Below are 16,559 nucleotides of genomic sequence, written 5' to 3' on the forward strand. Positions count from 1 at the left end.
ATGGACGCGAAAAGTTTCCAGCGCCTGCAGGGCGTCGGCATGGGCTTCCTGGCGGGCTACGTCGATACCCTCGGCTTCAGCGCTTTGTTCGGCCTGTTCACGGCCCACGTCACCGGCAACTTCGTGCTGATCGCGGTGGCGCTGGCCGATCCGGGCCAGACGCCGACCTTGTTGAAACTGCTGGCCTTCCCGGCCTTCATCCTGGGCGTGGCCGCGGCCAGGCTGCTTGTGGCGAGCTGCGAGCGGCGCGGCAAGCCGGCCACCAAGCCCTCTTATCTGCTGCAGCTGGTGCTGCTGGTCGGCTTCATGGTCTGCGGCATGCTGGCCGAGCCGGTGGGCCGTCAAGCCGGTGCGCTGGCGATGGCGGCCGGCCTGTTCGGCGCGGCGGCGATGGGGGCGCACAGCGCGGCCAGCAAGCTGCTGCTGTCGCACCTGGCGCCCACCTCGATGATGACCGGGAACGTGACCCAGCTGGTGATCGACACGGTCGACCGCCTGCGTGGCGTGGCCGACCCCGCAACCAGGGCGCGCTGCGCCAAGTTCTTCTGGCCGGTGCTGGCGTTTGCGCTGGGCTGCGGGGCGGCGGCCTTTGCATATATCGCTGTGGGCTTCGTGGCGCTGATCCTGCCGGTGGCGATCCTGGCTGTGCATGTGTGGCTGCCGGAGCCGGCAGCGCAGTGAAGCGCTCAGTCGAACTTCACCAGATCCTTGAAGATCAGCTGCCCCCAGCTGTTTCCGCGCGCCTGCACGAGCAACCCACCTTCAGACAGCCGGCCAAGCTTGACCGGCGCGAAGCCGAGATCTTCCGCAAGGGCGCCGATCTCCGCCGCGGCGCCGTCGTCGTCGCTCGACAGGAACACGACTCGCCTGCCGCCATGGACGGCCGGATCCTGTGCAAGGACGCTTGCCCCCAGATGATTGAAGCCCTTGACCAGCCGCCCACCGCTGAAAGCCTGCGCGACGAAGCTGGCGGATGGTTGCCCGCCCAGCGTTTCGGCAGGCACGCCGTAGGCATTGGTCACGTCGACGATGGTCTTTCCCTGCCAGGAGGGGAGCGCCTTCGCCACATCCGGGTGCGACTCGAAACGGACAGCCAGGAAGATGACGTCCGCCTTGACGGCGTCCTCCAGTTTGCGGGGAATGACTCCCGGGCCGATCGCGGCCGCGTCGGCAGCGAAGCTTTCCGGGTCGCGCGTGCTTGCCACCGATACTTCAATGCCTTTGCGGGCAAACGCCTTCGCCAGAGCGTGGCCGATCTTGCCGAAACCAATAATTGCGTAGCTCATATATTCTCCCTGATTAGATCTGCGCCAGGCCGCCGTCGACGGCGAGCTCGCTGGCGGTCATGAAACTGCTGTCCTCCGACGCGAGAAAAGCGGCCGCTGCGCCGATCTCCGCCGGATCGGCCATGCGCTGCAAGGGATTCATCGAGGCGAAGGCCTTCATGCCCTCCACGCCCAGTGCTTCCTTCGCCAATTCAGTCGCAGTCGGTCCGGGCGACAGCACGTTGACCCGGATCCCGGTGCCTTTCAAGTCCTCCGCCCAGGTCCGCGCGAGGTTACGCACTGCCGCCTTGCTCGCGCTGTAGGCGCCGAATGCCGGCGCCCCCGTGGTGCCGGCGCTCGATCCGGTCAGGATGATCGACCCACCCTCGCCCATCAACGGCAGCGCCTTCTGGACCGTGAAGATCGTGCCTTTCACATTGGTGTCGAAGGTCTCGTCAATGTGCTCGGCAGTGATCTTCCCGAGCGGCAGCGGGCTGCCTGCGCCGGCATTGGCGAACACGATGTCGAGGGTCCCGCGCTCTGCCTTCACCGCTGTGTAGAGCCGGTCGAGGTCTGCCGGATCGGAAACGGAGCCTTTGATTGCGCGGGCATTCGGCCCCAGGTCGGCCACGGCGGCGTCGAGCGCGTCCTGCCGGCGGCCAAAGATGAAGACAAAAGCGCCCTCCTCGATGAAGCCCCTGGCTGCGGCGCGTCCGATGCCGGTAGCACCGCCGGTGATGACGGCGGTTTTTCCATTCAGTCTGTTCATGTCGTGCATTCTTCCTTGGAGTATTAGCGTAGGAGAATGATGGAGACCGGAACCGATCGTGAGAAGACGGTATATTGAGATGCTATCTATCTATTTTTGAGATGGAGGAATACATGCTCGATGGCGTCTCGCTGGACCAACTGAGGACTTTTATTGCTGCTGTGGATGAAGGAAGCTTTTCAGCTGCAGCAAGGAAGCTCAACCGCGTCCAGTCTGCAGTGAGCGGATGGGTAGGCAACCTGGAGGCCCAGATCGGCGTCGTCCTGTTTGACCGCTCAGGCCGCTTCCCCAAACTCACGCCCGAGGGAAGCCTGCTGCTCGCCGATGCGCGGAACATCGTGGCGGGCGTGGATACGCTGAAGGCCCGTGCGAAATTGATGTCGTCCGGTATCGAGCCGGAACTCACGGTGGTCGTCGACCTGTTTTTCCCGACAGCGCTCGTCAGCAGCGCCGCGAAAGCGTTTGCGAATGAATTTCCGCTCACGCCGCTACGGATCTTCGTCGAAGGGCTGGGCGCAGCTTATCAACCCGTGCTGGATGGCCGCTGCAGCCTGGGCATTCTCTCCAGCCTGCCGATGGCCTTTCCTTCGCTTGCAAGCGAACGGCTAGGCACGATCAGTCTGGTCGCAGTGGCTGCACCAAGCCATCCATTGGCACGATTCGAGCACAGGATACCGCGACAGGAGCTGGCAAAAGCCGTTCAACTCGTGCTCACGGACAGGTCCGATCTGCTGGCTGGGCGAGACTACGGCGTCATCTCGCCACACACCTGGCGGCTGGCGGATTTGTCCACCAAACACGCCTTTCTCAAGGACGGACTGGGATGGGGAGGGATGCCCCTGCACATCGTCGAAAAGGATATTGCAGATGGTGCTTTGCAGATCCTGGACGTGGATGAGTTGCCAAGTACAGGAACGGCGTTCGCGATTTCTGCCTACCACCAGACTTCCACGCCGCCAGGGCCGGCAGGCAGGTGGCTCATTGAACATTTGAAGACACTGACACTGGCATCATGATTTGACGCGGTGAAGCGCACACAGCTTGTTACCGTCCGGGTCGCGCACGTAGGCCAGGTACAGCGGACCGAAACCGTTGTCGCGCAAGCCCGGCGGCTCTTCGATCGATACGCCGCCGTGCGCGATCGCGGCGTCGTGAAAGGCCCTCACCTGCTCCGGTGAAGCGCATTTGAAACCGATGGTGCCGCCGTTCGCACAGGTCGCCGCTTCGCCGTCGATCGGTTCGCTCACGCAGAAGGTGCTTCCCTCGTGCCGGTAGAACAGCCGCGTGTGGCCCGAGGGCGCCCGGCTCCGGAACGGTTCGCCCGCCCCCAGCGTGCCCAGCACGGCGTCGTAAAACCGTTTGGATTTGTCGATGTCGTTCGTGCCGATCATGACGTGACTGAACATGCTTGATCTCCTGTTGTGGTTGTGGCGTAAGCGATGGCATCCTCGAGGCGGTCATTCCCCCAGAACATCTCGCCGCCGGCGAAAAACATGGGCGCGCCGAAGATGCCGCGGGCCTGGGCATCGGCCGTGCGTGCGCGCAGCGCGGCCTTGCATGCCTCGGTTCCGGCTGCCGCGACGATCGCCGCGCTGTCGGCGCCGAGGCGGTCGAGGATATCGGTAACCAAGGCTCGGTCGCCGATCTCGCGGTCGTCCGCGAAGTTGGCCAGCATGACCTGCTCGCAAAAGCCGGCCATCCAGTGGCTGCCTTCGCCCTGCAGCGCCACGCGCGCGGCAAGCAGCCCGTTACGGGGGAACACCGAGGGCCGTTGCCAGCGCAGGCCGTATTTTGCGCACTGGCGCTGCATGTCGCGCCACACGTAGTTGCCCTTCATCGTCTGCAGCACGAATGGCGAGGTCTCCCATCCCAGGGTCTTGAAGATCGGGCCGAGCATGAAGGGCTTCAGCACGACCTGTACGCCAGCGCCGGCCGCCAGGCGCCGTATCCGCATCATGCTCAGGTAGCTGTAGTTGCTGCCGAAGTCGAACCAGAATTCGATGGTCTGCATGGGCTCTGTTCCTGTCAGTCGTAGATGAGGAGACAGCGGATCTCGATGCTCTCGCGAGGCGGCGTCCCTCCCGGCGTGGCCGGATGCGCGAACGCGGCATGCGGCGTGTAACACGGCATGCCTTCGGCCGAGTCGTACTGCTTGAACACCAGCACCTCATCGAACAGCATGCCATGAAAATAGGTCCAGGCATGGGCGGGGTTGTGCAGCACTTCATAGATTTCGCCGGTGCGGGTCGGATAGACGATGTCGGCGGCGACCAGGTCGGCCGGGTTCACGGTGCGTGCATCGCAGACGGCGAGCGGCGCGTCCAGGACCGGCAGGCGCGTCGTGCGCCACAGGTTGAGGATTGCGAAGCGGGAGACCTGTCCGATTCCGCGCGCTTCCATCTCCAGTGCCAGCCTGCGCTGCGCCGATGCGGGCGTGAAGTCGCAGTGGACGCGCGTGGCGGTGCTCGGACGCTGGCCGTCGCGCGCACCGAAGGGCGACAGCGTGCCCGGCGCGCGCCGCCGCACCAGATGATCGAACACGATGGCGCGGCTCGCGCCGCTGACGGCGCGCGCGAGTTCTTCCATCTCGGGGTAGTAGACGCGCTGTATATCCTCGCGCTCGCCGAAGGCCCGCATCGCGCTCGGCGCGCTGCACAGTTGGAAGCCTTCGCGCTCGAGGGCAGGCGCATCGGCCCTGCCGCGTCCGTCGCGGATCGTCACGGGCGTCGCGGCGTAATAGCCGGTCTCCCACTGGTGGCCTCCCGGCGGGGCAAGCATGTACGTGACGGGTTTGTGCGCTGCGCTTTGCAGATACTCGAGCGTCGCGCTGACGGGCTCGATGTTGACGGGTGTTGTATGCATGCTGGTCCCTTGCAGGTCTGAGGTGGTCTGGAGCCTTCATTACAAACCGTCGCGGGGCGCCGTTCAAACGTTTAAAATGACTGGGTCGCATGCCGTGACGGCATGCGAGACCGATGATGCACTCCGACAGGGAGCACTGACGAATGCCGAATCGCTTGATCGACTTGCCGCCGCTCGACCTGCTGCGCACCTTCGTCGCGGTTGGCCGCCGCATGAGCATCACGCTCGCCGCGCAGGACCTGTGCATCGTGCAGTCCGCGGTCAGCCGCCAGATCCAGGCACTGGAGACGGCGCTCGGCTGCCGCCTGTTCGTCCGCTCATATCGCAGCATCGAATTCACCCTCGAGGGCCGACACCTGTTCCGCACGGCGGACCCGATGCTGGAACAGCTGGGCGGCGCGATCGAGACCTTGCGCCCTGGCGGCGAGCGGCCTTGCATCACGATCACGGCCACCATCGGCGTGACGGCCTTGTGGCTGCTGCCCCGGCTGGGCGCCTTCCAGCGCAGTGCACCCGAGATCGACGTACGCGTCGCCGCCACCAATCGCGTGATGGACCTGGAACGTGACGGCATGGACCTGGCCTTGCGTTTCAGCCCGGACGCGCTGGCGCCGGAAGGGGCAATACGCCTGTTCAGCGAGGTGCTCGTGCCGGTGGCGCATCCATCGCTGGGCGTTACCGCAATCGAAGATGCGGCGCAATTACGCCGCCAGGTGCTGATCGATTACGACGACAGTTCGCGGCCCTGGCTGCAGTGGAAAAACTGGCTGCGCGATGCCGGGCACAAGACCGGCGCATCCGGAAATGGACGCCTGCTGTTCAACCAGTACGACCAGGTGGCGCAGGCGGCGCTCGCAGGACAAGGGGTGGCGCTCGGCCGCCTGGCCCTGGTCGGCAAGCTGATCGACGAGGGCCAGCTTGCAGTGGCTACCAGGCGGCCGCCGGTGACCACCGATCATGGCTACTGGCTGCTGGAACGGCGTGGCGCCGGCAGCCGCGCGCTGTCCGCGGTAAGGGACTGGATCCTGGCCGAGGCGGCGACGGCGCGGGTCGCAATGGCGTGAATGCTAGGCCGCCAGGCTGCATGCATAGGCCGCATCGTTGGCAGCCGCGCTGCCGCCCAGCTGCAACCGCGGCGCATCGCACACCGACACCGGCTGCTCCGCCGCCAGCACCATCACCATCGCCGGCACGTCCAGCCCATTGATCGCAGCCTGAAAGCGGCGCACCAGCTCCTTGCACAGCTTCTCTTCCGCCGACACCTCCGTGCCACGCTCACGCAGCCGCCGGCGCGCCCGCGCGAGGTGCTGCCGCGCATTCACGGCTTTGGTCCCCAGCACCGCCGCAATATCGGCGTGTTCACACTCGAAGACTTCATGCAGCACCAGCGCCAGACGTTCTGACGGCGACAAGCACCCCAGCAGACGCCCGAGCGCCTCGCCCAGTTCCGCGCGCCGCAGCAAGCCCTCCTCCGGCAGCAAGGCTGGCGTATCGGGAACCAGCTCGCCGGCCGCCAGCTCCGCCACCGCATCCCGGGCGCGCTTGCGCAGCCTGTCGATCGACTGATGCTGCACGACGGTGGTCAGCCAGGCGGCCGGTGTCGCCAGCCTGTCCTGCTCGGCGCGATGCCATTTCAGGTAACAGTCCTGCACGACGTCCTCGGCGTCCGCCTCGCTGCCGACAATGCGGCGGCTGATCGCGGTCAGGCGCGGGCGCAGTTGCTCGAACAGGGCGCCATCAAGGTCATGGGTGCTCGCCATCGTCATCTCCTTTGCGGTGCTGGTGCCACTTGACGCCCGGCGGGGCCTGAACGTGACACGCCGACGAAATATTTTTCAGGGTGTCACATGGCAGCCGGCCACCTGCGTCAAGCGGGCAGTCATTCCACTCTACCGCGAAAGGACGATCATGATTGCACATTCCCCACGGGCGCTCGGCCTGGTCCCCACCGTCATCGAACAGACCGGCCGCGGCGAGCGCGCCTTCGACATCTATTCCTGCCTGCTGAAGGAGCGCGTGGTGTTCCTGGTCGGCGAAGTGACGGAACAATCGGCCAACCTGATCGTCGCGCAGCTGCTGTTCCTGGAGTCGGACAATCCCGACAAGGACATCGCCCTGTACATCAACTCGCCGGGCGGCTCGGTGTATGCCGGCATGGCCGTCTACGACACGATGCAGTTCATCAAGCCGGACGTCTCCACCCTGTGCACGGGCTTTGCCGCCAGCATGGGTTCCTTCCTGCTGGCGGCGGGCGCCATCGGCAAACGCTTCGCCCTGCCGAATGCCCGCATCATGATCCACCAGCCGCACGGCGGATCGCAGGGCGTGGCGGCCGACATCGAGATCCAGGCGCGCGAGGTGCTGTACCAGCGCCACCGCCTCAACAGCATCCTGGCGGAACGCACCGGGCAGACGCTGGCGCAGATCGAAAAAGATTCGGACCGCGACAATTACATGTCGGCCCAGCAGGGTGTGGACTATGGGCTGATCGATCGAGTACTCACGGCGCGCGGTATTGACAAAGGCAACATTGGCCAGCATGCAAATTTGTGAATTGAGCGCTTGACAGGGTGTCAGTAAATTTACAGTGTGTTGCCCGAGAGAAACGGTTTGTTGTCGATTTACCTTGGACTCAGGGCGAAAAAGTAGCTCAGGTGAAATATTCGCCTTGAATGAGGATAAGCTGAAATCTCATCCTTTTTCGTGCATCAGTCGACTGCCGTGTTCAAACATTTCAAGATTGGTCCCCGCCTCGCGATCTGCTTCGGCATCGTCGTGGCGCTCATGCTCGCCATTGCGGCGATTTCGCTCAGCCGCCTGAGCACGACCGCCGCCTCCATCGCGCAGGCCACCGCCATTCGCGAGAACCAGCTGGCGCCACTGTACGATATACGCGAGTCCCTGGCCCAGACCGGCATCTCGGCGCGCAACGCCTACGTCATCGGTGAGGACAAGCAGGCCCAAGCGGAACTGGTGCTGGTGGAACAGTTCCGCGACCGCTACCTGGAGCGCCTGCAAGCCCTCGACGCCCAGCTGGGCAAGCGGGCGGACTTCGTCAAGGCGCGCGACGGCCTGCGCCAGATGGCGAAGGAGCTCGACCGCCCGCGCAAGTATCGCGAAGCGAAGGACATGCAGGGCTATGCCGCCTTCCTCGCCAATGAATGCAGCCCGCTGCGCCGCCGCATCGTTATCGACGTGAACGAAGTCATCAAGTCGATCGAGTCCGACCTGAGCCACGCCAGCCAGACCGTCGATTCGGTGACGGCCCAGTCCCGCTGGATCGTGATCGCCATCTCAGCCGTCGCCGTCCTGATGGCCGCGCTGCTGGCGCTCCGTGTCACCCTGAGCATCACCCGTCCAATCGCCCAGGCCTGCGCCTTCGCCGAAGGCGTCGAATGCGGCAACTTGGGCGTCCGTCTCGAATCGGATGCGAAGGATGAACTCGGCTCCATGATGCGCACGCTGGACCGCATGCGTCTGGGCCTGGAAGGCATCGTCCGCGAAGTCCGCGACGGCGCCAGCTCGATCTCCCTCGTCACCGGAGAAATCGCGGCCGGCAACACCGACCTGTCGCGCCGCACCGAGGCGCAGGCGTCGTCGCTGGAACAGACGACGGCGTCGATGGAAACGCTGACGAATACGGTGCGCAAGAATGCGGATGCGGCGCGCGCGGCCGGCAGCGCCGCCATCGCGGCTTCCTCGGTCGCCAGCGAGGGCGGCCAGGTGATGGGCGAAGTCATCGACAAGATGCATACCATCGACACCGCTTCCGCGCGCATCGCCGATATCGTCGGCGTCATCGACGGCATCGCTTTCCAGACCAATATCCTGGCCCTGAATGCGGCCGTGGAAGCGGCGCGCGCCGGCGAGCAGGGCCGCGGCTTCGCCGTCGTCGCCAGCGAAGTGCGGACCCTGGCGCAGCGCTCCGGCACCGCGGCCAAGGAAATCAAGGCGCTGATCGAAGAGTCCACCTCGGCGATCGCCTCCGGCTCGGCGCTGGTGAATAAAGCCGGGCAAACCATGGGCCATATCGTGGAAGACGTCACCCGCCTTGCCGCCACCATGCAGGACATGGACAGCGCCAGCGAAAGCCAGGCGGTGCACGTACGGGAGATCAACCAGGCCATGTCCCACGTGGACGGCCTGACCCAGCAGAATGCGGCGCTGGTGGAACAGGCCAGCGCGGCGGCGCAGTCGCTGTACGAGCAATCGAAGCGCCTGTCGGATCAGGTTGGCAAGTTCCGTACGTCGGAGAAGGCCACGCCGGTACTCAGCCTGGCGTGACACGCGTGCCGTGCTTTACATCAGTCCGGCAGAAGGACTATAAAGGGGCATGGCACACCAACCCGGCACACTCCTCCATCCGCGCCCGCTGAGCCAGGCCGAACGCGAGCTCGTCGGTTGGCTGCTCGCCCATGGCACTGCTGAAGGCCAACAATTTTTGTCCCAGCTTGCGGATGCGGAAGTGGCCTCGCATTGCGCCTGCGGGTGTGCGAGTATCGATTTCGCCATCGCAGGAAAGCGGCCGGCGACCTTTGCCATGCGGGTACTTTCAGACTACCAGTGGCGGGACGGGGAAGGTCATCTGTTCGGTGCTTTCGTCTTTGAACAGGATGGCTTGCTGGCCGGACTGGACCTGTGGTCTATCGATGGAGCGGCAACGCCTCGTACGCTTCCTCCCATTGCCTCGCTCGTGCCTTGCGGCACGCTGGATGCTTGAGCAATGTTTCTCGGCTTGTAGTTCTGCACTGACAGCCTCTGGGGAACTTATCTGCTACATCCTTTCCGCATGAGGCGTATCATGTCCTCTTGACGAACAGCAGAAAGGAAAGCTCATGAACCAACGACGCTCCTTCCTCAAAAGCTCCGCCATGCTGGCTTCCGTGATCGGTGCGCCCGCAGTCATCAAATCGGCCAAGGCCGCCACCGTGCCCGGTACGGCGCCGCCAAACGAGCGCATCTTGCGCCTCTACAACACCCACACCGGCGAGAGCCTGCGCAGTATTTTCTGGGCGGAAGGCCAGTTCATTCCGGAAGCGCTGCAGGACATCAACAAATTGCTGCGCGACCACCGCAACAACCAGGTGTCGGCCATCGATCCGCAGCTGCTGGTACTGCTCGACCGCATCAGCGCGCAATACGGCAGCCATCCGACCCTGCACGTGATTTCGGGCTACCGTTCGCCGGAATCGAATGCGAAGTTGCACGAGAACACCCCCGGCGTGGCGAAACACAGCCTGCACATGGAAGGTAAAGCCATCGACGTGCGCGTCCCCGGCCAAGACCTTGCCAAGCTGCACAAGATCGCGATGTCGCAGAAGGCGGGCGGGGTCGGCTATTACCCGGACTCGCAATTCGTCCACATGGACGTCGGCCGCGTTCGCTACTGGTAAGCCATCAAACGATGCGGTGGCTGAGCAGCTTCCTGCCCGCATTGCTCTGCTGTGTCTGGCCAGCGATGGCCCTGGCGCAGCAGGAGCAGACGCAGGCTTCGGCTGAACCGAAGCCACAAACCGTCACCGTGAGCTCGACCCGCGATCCGGTCGACAAGTCGTATCGCAAGATGATCCGCGGCATGGAACGCTTCCAGCGCGAGCACGCGCTGGCCCCCCAGGCCACGCTGCGCTTCCACCTGTTGCCGCGCACGCCCGGCGTGAACATGCACGGCATCACGCTGCGCGCACTCGGCGACCATATCGCCCTGCCGATCGCGGTAGCGGACGACAACACCTTCACCTTGCCGCGCAACGAGCAGGCCCTGCGCGAAGACGCCGCCGTGATCGCCAACCGCAAGACCACCAGCATGACCTGGCGCGCCCAGGTCATCACTCCCGGCTTGCCGCCCGGCACGCGGCGCCTCGGCGACTTGCGGCTGGAATGCCTGGTCGGCATGGAGGCGGGGCTGGTATCGAACAGTTCGCCGCTGTTCGGCTGGATCTCGAACGCCCTCACGACGCCGGAACAGGTTTGCAACAGCCCGGACGGCAATTTCCTGTTTTTCAATGAGCGCCCGATCTTCTCGGTGATCCTGCGCGCCGGCGAGCGCACCGAAATCCTCCCTTTCCGCATGCTTTACGCCGGCGGCGAGCAGACCCGCGAGATGCTGCCCTTCTGCGATTGCCAGGTCCTGCTCGACCGCACCTATTACGCGCCGATCTGGGACCGCAGCTGGCCGGACGACACCCTGGTGACGTTCGAATATATGGATGAGCCTTCGGCCGAGGTGAAGCCATGAAGCGCCTGCTCGCGATGTCCGCCATGGCGCTGGCCCTGGCCGGCTGCGCCACCGGCTCGAACGAGCCCGGCAAGATCGTGCTCGAGGACCGCTTTGCACAGCTGGTCGTGCCCGGCCGCACCACCCGCGCCGAGCTGCTGGCCGCTTTCGGCCCCACCAAGACCGTCAGCTTCGACAGCGGCAAGGAAGCCTGGCTGTACGAAGCCGATGCCGGCGCCGGCCGTCATACCGAGCTGGTGCTACTGCTGGACCCAGCCGGCGTGGTCCAGAAGATGCGGCGACGGCCGCCCTACCCCACCGACAAGCCGCGCTGAATCGCCCTGTCCATACAGCATTCGAACACCGAATCGGTGTACAGTTGAGCATCTTATTTCTGGAAAGATCCGATGCGCGGGACCGTAAAGACCATGCTGGCACTGGCGGCAGCCATGACAGTGCAGCTTGCAGGGGCGCAGGAAGCAGTTCAACAGCTGAGCCCGGTCGAACAGCAGATCGTCGCCGAAATCCACGCCCATGCGCCGCAAGCGCTGGAGCTGCTCCGTCAAAGCGTCCTCATCAACAGCGGCACGATGAACCACGCGGGCGTGCGCGCCGTCGGCAAGCTGTTCCGCGACCAGTTCGACGAACTCGGCTTCCAGACGCGCTGGATCGATCTGCCGCCCGAGACGCAGCGCGCCGGCCACTTGCTGGCCGAACTGCCGAACAAGCCGTCCAGCCGCGGCAAGCGCCTGATGCTGCTCGGCCACCTCGACACCGTGTTCGAGCCGGGCAACACAACGCCGGCCTGGGAGCCGCAGCCCGAAGCCGACGCCAGCGTCCGCCGCGTCAAGGGCCAGGGCGTGTCCGACATGAAGGGCGGCGACGTCGTCATCGTCGAGGCCCTGCGCGCGCTGAAGCGGGCAGGCGCGCTCGAAGGCACGCGCATCGCCGTCATGCTGACCGGCGACGAGGAAGAAGCCGGCAACCCGAAAAGCGTCTCGCGCGGCGACATGGTCCAGCTGGCCAAGCGCAGCGACGTCGCCCTCAGTTTTGAAGGCAGCATCATCAACAAGGACGGCATGGCGGCCGCCACCGTGGGCCGCCGCTCGACCGCCTTCTTCGAGCTGGAGATCAAGGCGCGCCAGGCGCACTCGATGGGCGTGTTCGGCCCTGGCGGCTACGGCGCCGTGTACGAGGCGGCGCGCATCCTCGACGCCTTCCGCCAGCAGGTCGTGGAACCGGGACTGACCTTCAACCCCGGCGTGATCCTGGGCGGCACCGAAGTCACCTACGACGAAGCCAATTCGCTCGGCACCGCCTTCGGCAAGACCAATGTCATCGCCAACACCGTCACCGTCAAGGGAGATTTGCGCTACCTGGACTACGCCCAGCGCGACCGCGCCCAGGCGCGCATGCGCGAGATCGTGGCCCAGAGCCTGCCCGGCGCCAGCGCCAGCATTAACTTCCGCGATTCCTACCCGCCGATGGCGGTCACGCCCGGCAACCTGAAGGTGCTGGAACAATATTCGCGCGCCAGCCAGGACGCCGGCCTGGGGCCGATCGGCGCGGTGCCGCCGGAATCGCGCGGCGCCGGCGACATCCAGTTCGTCGCGCCCTTCATCGACAGCCTCGACGGCCTGGGCGCCAGCGGCGGCGGCGCGCATTCGCCGAACGAAAGCCTGGAAGTGGCGTCGATCGAACGCAGCGCGATCCGTGCAGCACTTTTGATCTACCGCCTCACGCGGCAAGACTGAGACCCTATTTTTAGATTCATGGCACGCTTACATCTCGACTTCCCCGAAGACCAGTACTACTACACGACCCTGCTGACGGTGCGCGTCACCGACATCAATGCCGCCAACCACCTCGGCAACGACTCGATGATCTCGATGATCTCCGAGGCGCGCGCCCGCTTCCTGTTCGAATTCGGCGTCCCCGAGACCGAGCGCGACGGCACCGGCATCATCGTCACCGACCTGGCCACCACCTACCGCGCCGAAGCGCATGCGCGCGACCAGCTGCTGTTCGAAGTCGGCGTCATGGACTTCAACAAGTACGGCGGCGACATCATCTTCCGCATCAGCCGCCCGAAGGACAAGAAACTGGTGGCGATGGCCAAGCAGGGCTTCGTCTTCTTTAATTACAAGACCAGCCAGGTAGTGGCGATGCCGGAAGACTTCCGCACTAAATTCGACCGCGTGAACTGGATCGATTAAGGCAGCTGGTGAAACTGCCGGCTTGGTTTGAAATACTTCTGCAATTGAATCCAGGGCAAAAGCAGACCGTCAGGCCAAACCCTGCCTTTTAAGTACTAATCAAGAAGGCTGCGTCCGGTCGGTGGCGTGCTACCGTGCAGGCTGCTAAAGGCCAGAAGCGGACGTTGAGAACATTAGGGTGAACTTTCGCATGTATTTTTTCTCGCAACTAACTGCGTCGTACAAATATTCGCGGTGTGCGTTGTTTGGATTGTCCGCAGTTTCGTACGGCGGCGTTCCATAGAGGCGTGATTCTGCTTTCGTGGGTGTTTTCAGTCTTCTTGTCTTCGCTGTACATGCAATGGGCAGTGCACGGACCGTGGCTGGTGGCGATAATCGCTGCCCACTTGCTACGCGAACTACTCTACGTGAAAGAACCCGCTGGCCAGCAATAGCCCGAGTCAATGATGCAGTTGCTGGTCGGTGCAATCCGGCTATGTGCGGTAGCGCGGCACCACCAAGGCTTGCTGAGCACTGACGACATCGCCGTCTTCCGCACAGCGTATGACGCCTTGGTGCGTGAAGGATAAGCATTACATCCTGAACTCGCTCAAGTTGTGGGACGGTGGAACTGCAGCAAGCAGTCAGTCGCGCCCAACTTGCCGCGCCGCTTCCAGCTTTAGGCCGACGAGGCACTACGCTTTATCAGCGATCCGACTGTGCCGTTCACTAACAACGTTGGCGAGCGAGCCGTGCACATGCCCAAGGCGAAACAGAAAATATCGCCGCTTCCGCATGCTTCACGAGGCCTAGCATTTCCGAGTCATCCACTCCTGACTCTACACACTACGCAAGCAAGGCTACGATATGTTCGTCGTCTTGCAACGCGCATTCGCGGGTGATCCTGCCCGCTACCTGCATAGCGGCTGAAAAGTCACGGAAAATCAAATACTGAAACGAAAAATCTCTACCCTATTTGAATTGACATGAAGATGTAGGGCGAATAGATTGGATGCTTCTGACAAAGCGTGCAGATCTTCTATCGACTAGTGCCCAGCCTTAGCGGAGAGATTAACCGCAAGCTTTTCAGAAAAATACTTTCCCTCCAAGCATAAGGAAAAAAATGAACAAGAAACTTGCTTTGTTAATTTTCTCGATTGGTATCGGTGTCGCGTCGGCTCCAGCATTTGCGTCTTGCGTATCTATCTGTAACGCTAGATACCAGGCATGTTTGACGGACGCGAATCAAACGGCAGAAACGTGTTTTGCGATGTACGACGCATGCGACCTCTCTTGCAGCAGTTGCGCGGAAGAATGGCACGCCGGTTGCTGATAATGCCTCTTCTAGCTGCCAAAAATTCACGATAATTTTTTATCTGACGCGTATGTCCATTTATATGGCGCCGATTTCTTTTAGTCATCATAACGAAATTTGGCGCCAATTTCCTTGGTCATCATAGCGGAGTCACTTGATGATTTTAAAGACAACGAAAAATTTTCTGGTCTATGGTCTTATCTTGGTTACAGGTCTGGCGCTCGGCCACTATACTCCTCGGTTAGTTCGCATGTTGGCTCCGAACTATAGCGAAGGTAACTTTAGCGCATATTATCCCGATGCAAAAGTTAAGGTTGCCTTATATGGTACTGCTACGTGCCCATATTGCGCCAAAGCCCGGGAATATTTACGGAAACGTCAAATTGCTTTTGTCGATTTTGATATAAATAATTCAGAAAAGGGCAGGCGCGATTTTTCTGCGTTAGGAGGAAAGGGAGTGCCACTCATTCTGATTGGCAGTCGTCAAATGAACGGGTTTTACCCAGCCGCGATAGATGCAGCGCTTGAAAAAATAGAACCTAAGGCAAGATAAGAGCAGCGGCGAAACACAAAGTTTTTATTCACCGTTGAGGCTTCGTCGCGAAAATCTTCCCGTGCGACTCCGGCATGAATGCGAGGTGAACGAACGGATGAGGGTGAGGTAGTCGCTCAGTGCGTGCTGGGAGTTCGCCAGCGTGGCGACAAACGCCTCGATGGCTGCCCGGCGCTGCACAACATCGCCGCTTCACCACAGGCCGGCGAGGGCGGTACCAGATCGATAACCCGTACCGCAGCGGAAACGGGCGCCGCTAGCGCCACTACGTGCAATGGAGGGCGCGCATTGCGCCAAGCAAAAGCGGGGAGATTCCTTTGCGCGATGACCTCGCACGACGCTGCCCGGTTCCCTCTCGGGGCCTCCGGCACGTTGAAATCCATCGTGGCCGTATCGGTATCGGCGGCGGTAGCGCGTTCGAACTGAACCACCCTGGCTCTCGTAAAAGCCAGGTTGTGTGAGCAGACGTACTAATCGCGTGCCTGACTAGAAAATCCATCCAGACGCGCTAGAGTGTGCCGGCTATTGAAATTTGAACTCGACCGTTATGCGATGCCGACGATCCCGATTAGGGTCGGTTCCGGCCTGTCGTGACCGTTCGTAACTTTTCTGCTTAGGCAACCTGCTATGCTAACCCGTACGGCCGAGATCGGCCAACAGCGGTCATCGCCAGTCACCTAACTACACGTCCACATGAGCGAAGTCCCCAAAGATGTCAGCACCTTTGCAACGCTTGCTCGAAGCAGAGATCCGAGGGGGTAACCGTATCGTTGAGATTTCCAGTTGGCCTCCTAAGTGCAGACTGCTAGTGATCCTTGAGCACCGCTTCAGGACAAACGACGCTGTACAACCTGGGGTTACCTTTCAAAAACTGCAAAGTCCACACTACTGGCATGCTGAGTATCGCTATGAAGATGGCACTGAAGTCCTAGCCTGCGAGAATTAAGAAGCTCTAGTGAACGTCCGCAATGGGTCTATTGTGTTGAAAAACTCTTGGGCAAGAAGCAGTCCTGATGAACTAACTTTACAGGAAAGATGAGCGGCCTGGCCCATCCTGGTTGGGCTAACTCGTCACTAAATTCTCGTTTCGGCGTGCAGGCAGCAGGTTTTTGGCCATTCGACGTAGATTTTGCACCGTTGCCGCCAACAGAAACTCATCATGGGCACCGCTGGGCCCACGCAAGCGCAATTCTCTGAATTTGAGGATGCGTTTGAGGTGGGCAAACAGCATCTCCACCTTCTTTCGCTCCCGACGCGATTCGCGATAAGCCGGCGTTTTACCGATCGCTTTGGCCACGTCGCGCGCAGGCTCATGCGGACTGCGGTCGATTTTACGAATGATCATGTTGGGACAGCACCTCGGTTTTAGCTGACAAACCTGGCAGT

At 62.3% G+C, this 16,559-nt stretch carries 19 protein-coding genes; 12 read left to right on the forward strand and 7 right to left on the reverse strand.

The window, feature by feature from the left end; all coding sequences use genetic code 11:
• Window positions 1–681, forward strand: a complete 681-nt coding sequence (locus AC07PE_RS26045; RefSeq protein WP_498770045.1) for a YoaK family protein — start codon at window positions 1–3, stop codon at window positions 679–681.
• Window positions 682–686: 5 nt separating this feature from the next.
• Here the strand turns inward: AC07PE_RS26045 and AC07PE_RS26050 are convergent, their stop codons facing one another.
• Complete coding sequence (locus tag AC07PE_RS26050; RefSeq protein ID WP_498770047.1) at window positions 687–1,286, reverse strand: NADPH-dependent F420 reductase; 600 nt, start codon at window positions 1,284–1,286, stop codon at window positions 687–689.
• A gap of 13 nt (window positions 1,287–1,299) precedes the next feature.
• Window positions 1,300–2,034: an SDR family NAD(P)-dependent oxidoreductase gene (locus AC07PE_RS26055; protein WP_498770049.1), complete on the reverse strand. Its 735-nt coding sequence runs from the start codon at window positions 2,032–2,034 to the stop codon at window positions 1,300–1,302.
• A 113-nt stretch (window positions 2,035–2,147) separates the two neighbouring features.
• Between AC07PE_RS26055 and AC07PE_RS26060 the strand changes: the two genes are divergently transcribed.
• Entirely contained in the window at window positions 2,148–3,050 is a 903-nt protein-coding gene (locus AC07PE_RS26060) for a LysR family transcriptional regulator (RefSeq protein WP_498770051.1), read from the forward strand.
• On the opposite strand, the gene AC07PE_RS26065 is transcribed toward AC07PE_RS26060, so the two are convergent.
• The 3 genes from AC07PE_RS26065 to AC07PE_RS26075 are packed head-to-tail and all read right to left on the reverse strand — an operon-like array spanning window position 3,045 to window position 4,896.
• Entirely contained in the window at window positions 3,045–3,440 is a 396-nt protein-coding gene (locus tag AC07PE_RS26065; RefSeq protein ID WP_498770053.1) for a VOC family protein, read from the reverse strand. The two genes, AC07PE_RS26060 and AC07PE_RS26065, sit on opposite strands and share 6 nt — an antisense overlap.
• The gene (locus AC07PE_RS26070) at window positions 3,422–4,045 is read right to left on the reverse strand and encodes a 2-hydroxychromene-2-carboxylate isomerase (RefSeq protein ID WP_498770055.1); all 624 of its coding nucleotides are present in this window, start codon (window positions 4,043–4,045) and stop codon (window positions 3,422–3,424) included. Before AC07PE_RS26070 ends, AC07PE_RS26065 begins: the two co-directional genes overlap by 19 nt.
• 14 nt (window positions 4,046–4,059) lie before the next feature.
• Window positions 4,060–4,896: a CmcJ/NvfI family oxidoreductase gene (locus tag AC07PE_RS26075; protein WP_498770057.1), complete on the reverse strand. Its 837-nt coding sequence runs from the start codon at window positions 4,894–4,896 to the stop codon at window positions 4,060–4,062.
• 143 nt (window positions 4,897–5,039) lie between these two features.
• Between AC07PE_RS26075 and AC07PE_RS26080 the strand changes: the two genes are divergently transcribed.
• Window positions 5,040–5,960: a LysR substrate-binding domain-containing protein gene (locus AC07PE_RS26080; RefSeq protein WP_498770059.1), complete on the forward strand. Its 921-nt coding sequence runs from the start codon at window positions 5,040–5,042 to the stop codon at window positions 5,958–5,960.
• A gap of 3 nt (window positions 5,961–5,963) precedes the next feature.
• Here AC07PE_RS26080 and AC07PE_RS26085 read toward each other — a convergent pair whose 3' ends face one another.
• A complete protein-coding gene (locus AC07PE_RS26085; protein WP_498770061.1) occupies window positions 5,964–6,656 on the reverse strand; it encodes a sigma-70 family RNA polymerase sigma factor in 693 nt (230 codons plus the stop codon).
• Window positions 6,657–6,804: 148 nt separating this feature from the next.
• Here AC07PE_RS26085 and clpP point away from each other — a divergent pair, with 148 nt between their 5' ends.
• The 9 genes from clpP to AC07PE_RS26130 all read left to right on the forward strand — a co-directional run bounded on the left by clpP (window position 6,805) and on the right by AC07PE_RS26130 (window position 15,173).
• Window positions 6,805–7,449: an ATP-dependent Clp endopeptidase proteolytic subunit ClpP gene (gene clpP / locus AC07PE_RS26090; protein ID WP_498770063.1), complete on the forward strand. Its 645-nt coding sequence runs from the start codon at window positions 6,805–6,807 to the stop codon at window positions 7,447–7,449.
• Window positions 7,450–7,599: 150 nt separating this feature from the next.
• A complete protein-coding gene (locus tag AC07PE_RS26095) occupies window positions 7,600–9,180 on the forward strand; it encodes a methyl-accepting chemotaxis protein (protein ID WP_498770065.1) in 1,581 nt (526 codons plus the stop codon).
• A gap of 49 nt (window positions 9,181–9,229) precedes the next feature.
• Window positions 9,230–9,616 (forward strand): hypothetical protein, encoded by a 387-nt coding sequence (locus tag AC07PE_RS26100; RefSeq protein WP_498770067.1) that lies wholly within the window; start codon window positions 9,230–9,232, stop codon window positions 9,614–9,616.
• A 115-nt stretch (window positions 9,617–9,731) separates the two neighbouring features.
• The gene (mepK, locus tag AC07PE_RS26105; protein WP_498770069.1) at window positions 9,732–10,289 is read left to right on the forward strand and encodes a peptidoglycan L,D-endopeptidase MepK; all 558 of its coding nucleotides are present in this window, start codon (window positions 9,732–9,734) and stop codon (window positions 10,287–10,289) included.
• Between the two features lie 128 nt (window positions 10,290–10,417).
• On the forward strand, window positions 10,418–11,131 hold the full coding sequence (locus AC07PE_RS26110) for a hypothetical protein (RefSeq protein ID WP_498770070.1): 714 nt from the start codon (window positions 10,418–10,420) through the stop codon (window positions 11,129–11,131).
• Window positions 11,128–11,445 carry a hypothetical protein gene (locus AC07PE_RS26115; protein WP_498770072.1) on the forward strand — a complete coding sequence of 106 codons (318 nt, stop codon included), beginning with the start codon at window positions 11,128–11,130 and terminating at the stop codon, window positions 11,443–11,445. Before AC07PE_RS26110 ends, AC07PE_RS26115 begins: the two co-directional genes overlap by 4 nt.
• 72 nt (window positions 11,446–11,517) lie before the next feature.
• Window positions 11,518–12,864 (forward strand): M20/M25/M40 family metallo-hydrolase, encoded by a 1,347-nt coding sequence (locus AC07PE_RS26120; RefSeq protein ID WP_498770074.1) that lies wholly within the window; start codon window positions 11,518–11,520, stop codon window positions 12,862–12,864.
• Between the two features lie 18 nt (window positions 12,865–12,882).
• Window positions 12,883–13,326 (forward strand): thioesterase family protein, encoded by a 444-nt coding sequence (locus AC07PE_RS26125; RefSeq protein ID WP_498770075.1) that lies wholly within the window; start codon window positions 12,883–12,885, stop codon window positions 13,324–13,326.
• A 1,451-nt stretch (window positions 13,327–14,777) separates the two neighbouring features.
• Window positions 14,778–15,173: a glutaredoxin family protein gene (locus AC07PE_RS26130; protein ID WP_498770077.1), complete on the forward strand. Its 396-nt coding sequence runs from the start codon at window positions 14,778–14,780 to the stop codon at window positions 15,171–15,173.
• A 1,063-nt stretch (window positions 15,174–16,236) separates the two neighbouring features.
• Here the strand turns inward: AC07PE_RS26130 and AC07PE_RS26135 are convergent.
• On the reverse strand, window positions 16,237–16,559 hold a 323-nt coding region (locus tag AC07PE_RS26135), incomplete at its 5' end, for a transposase (protein WP_498770079.1).

Source organism: Telluria sp. GW821-FHT07G12 (genome assembly GCF_059418525.1).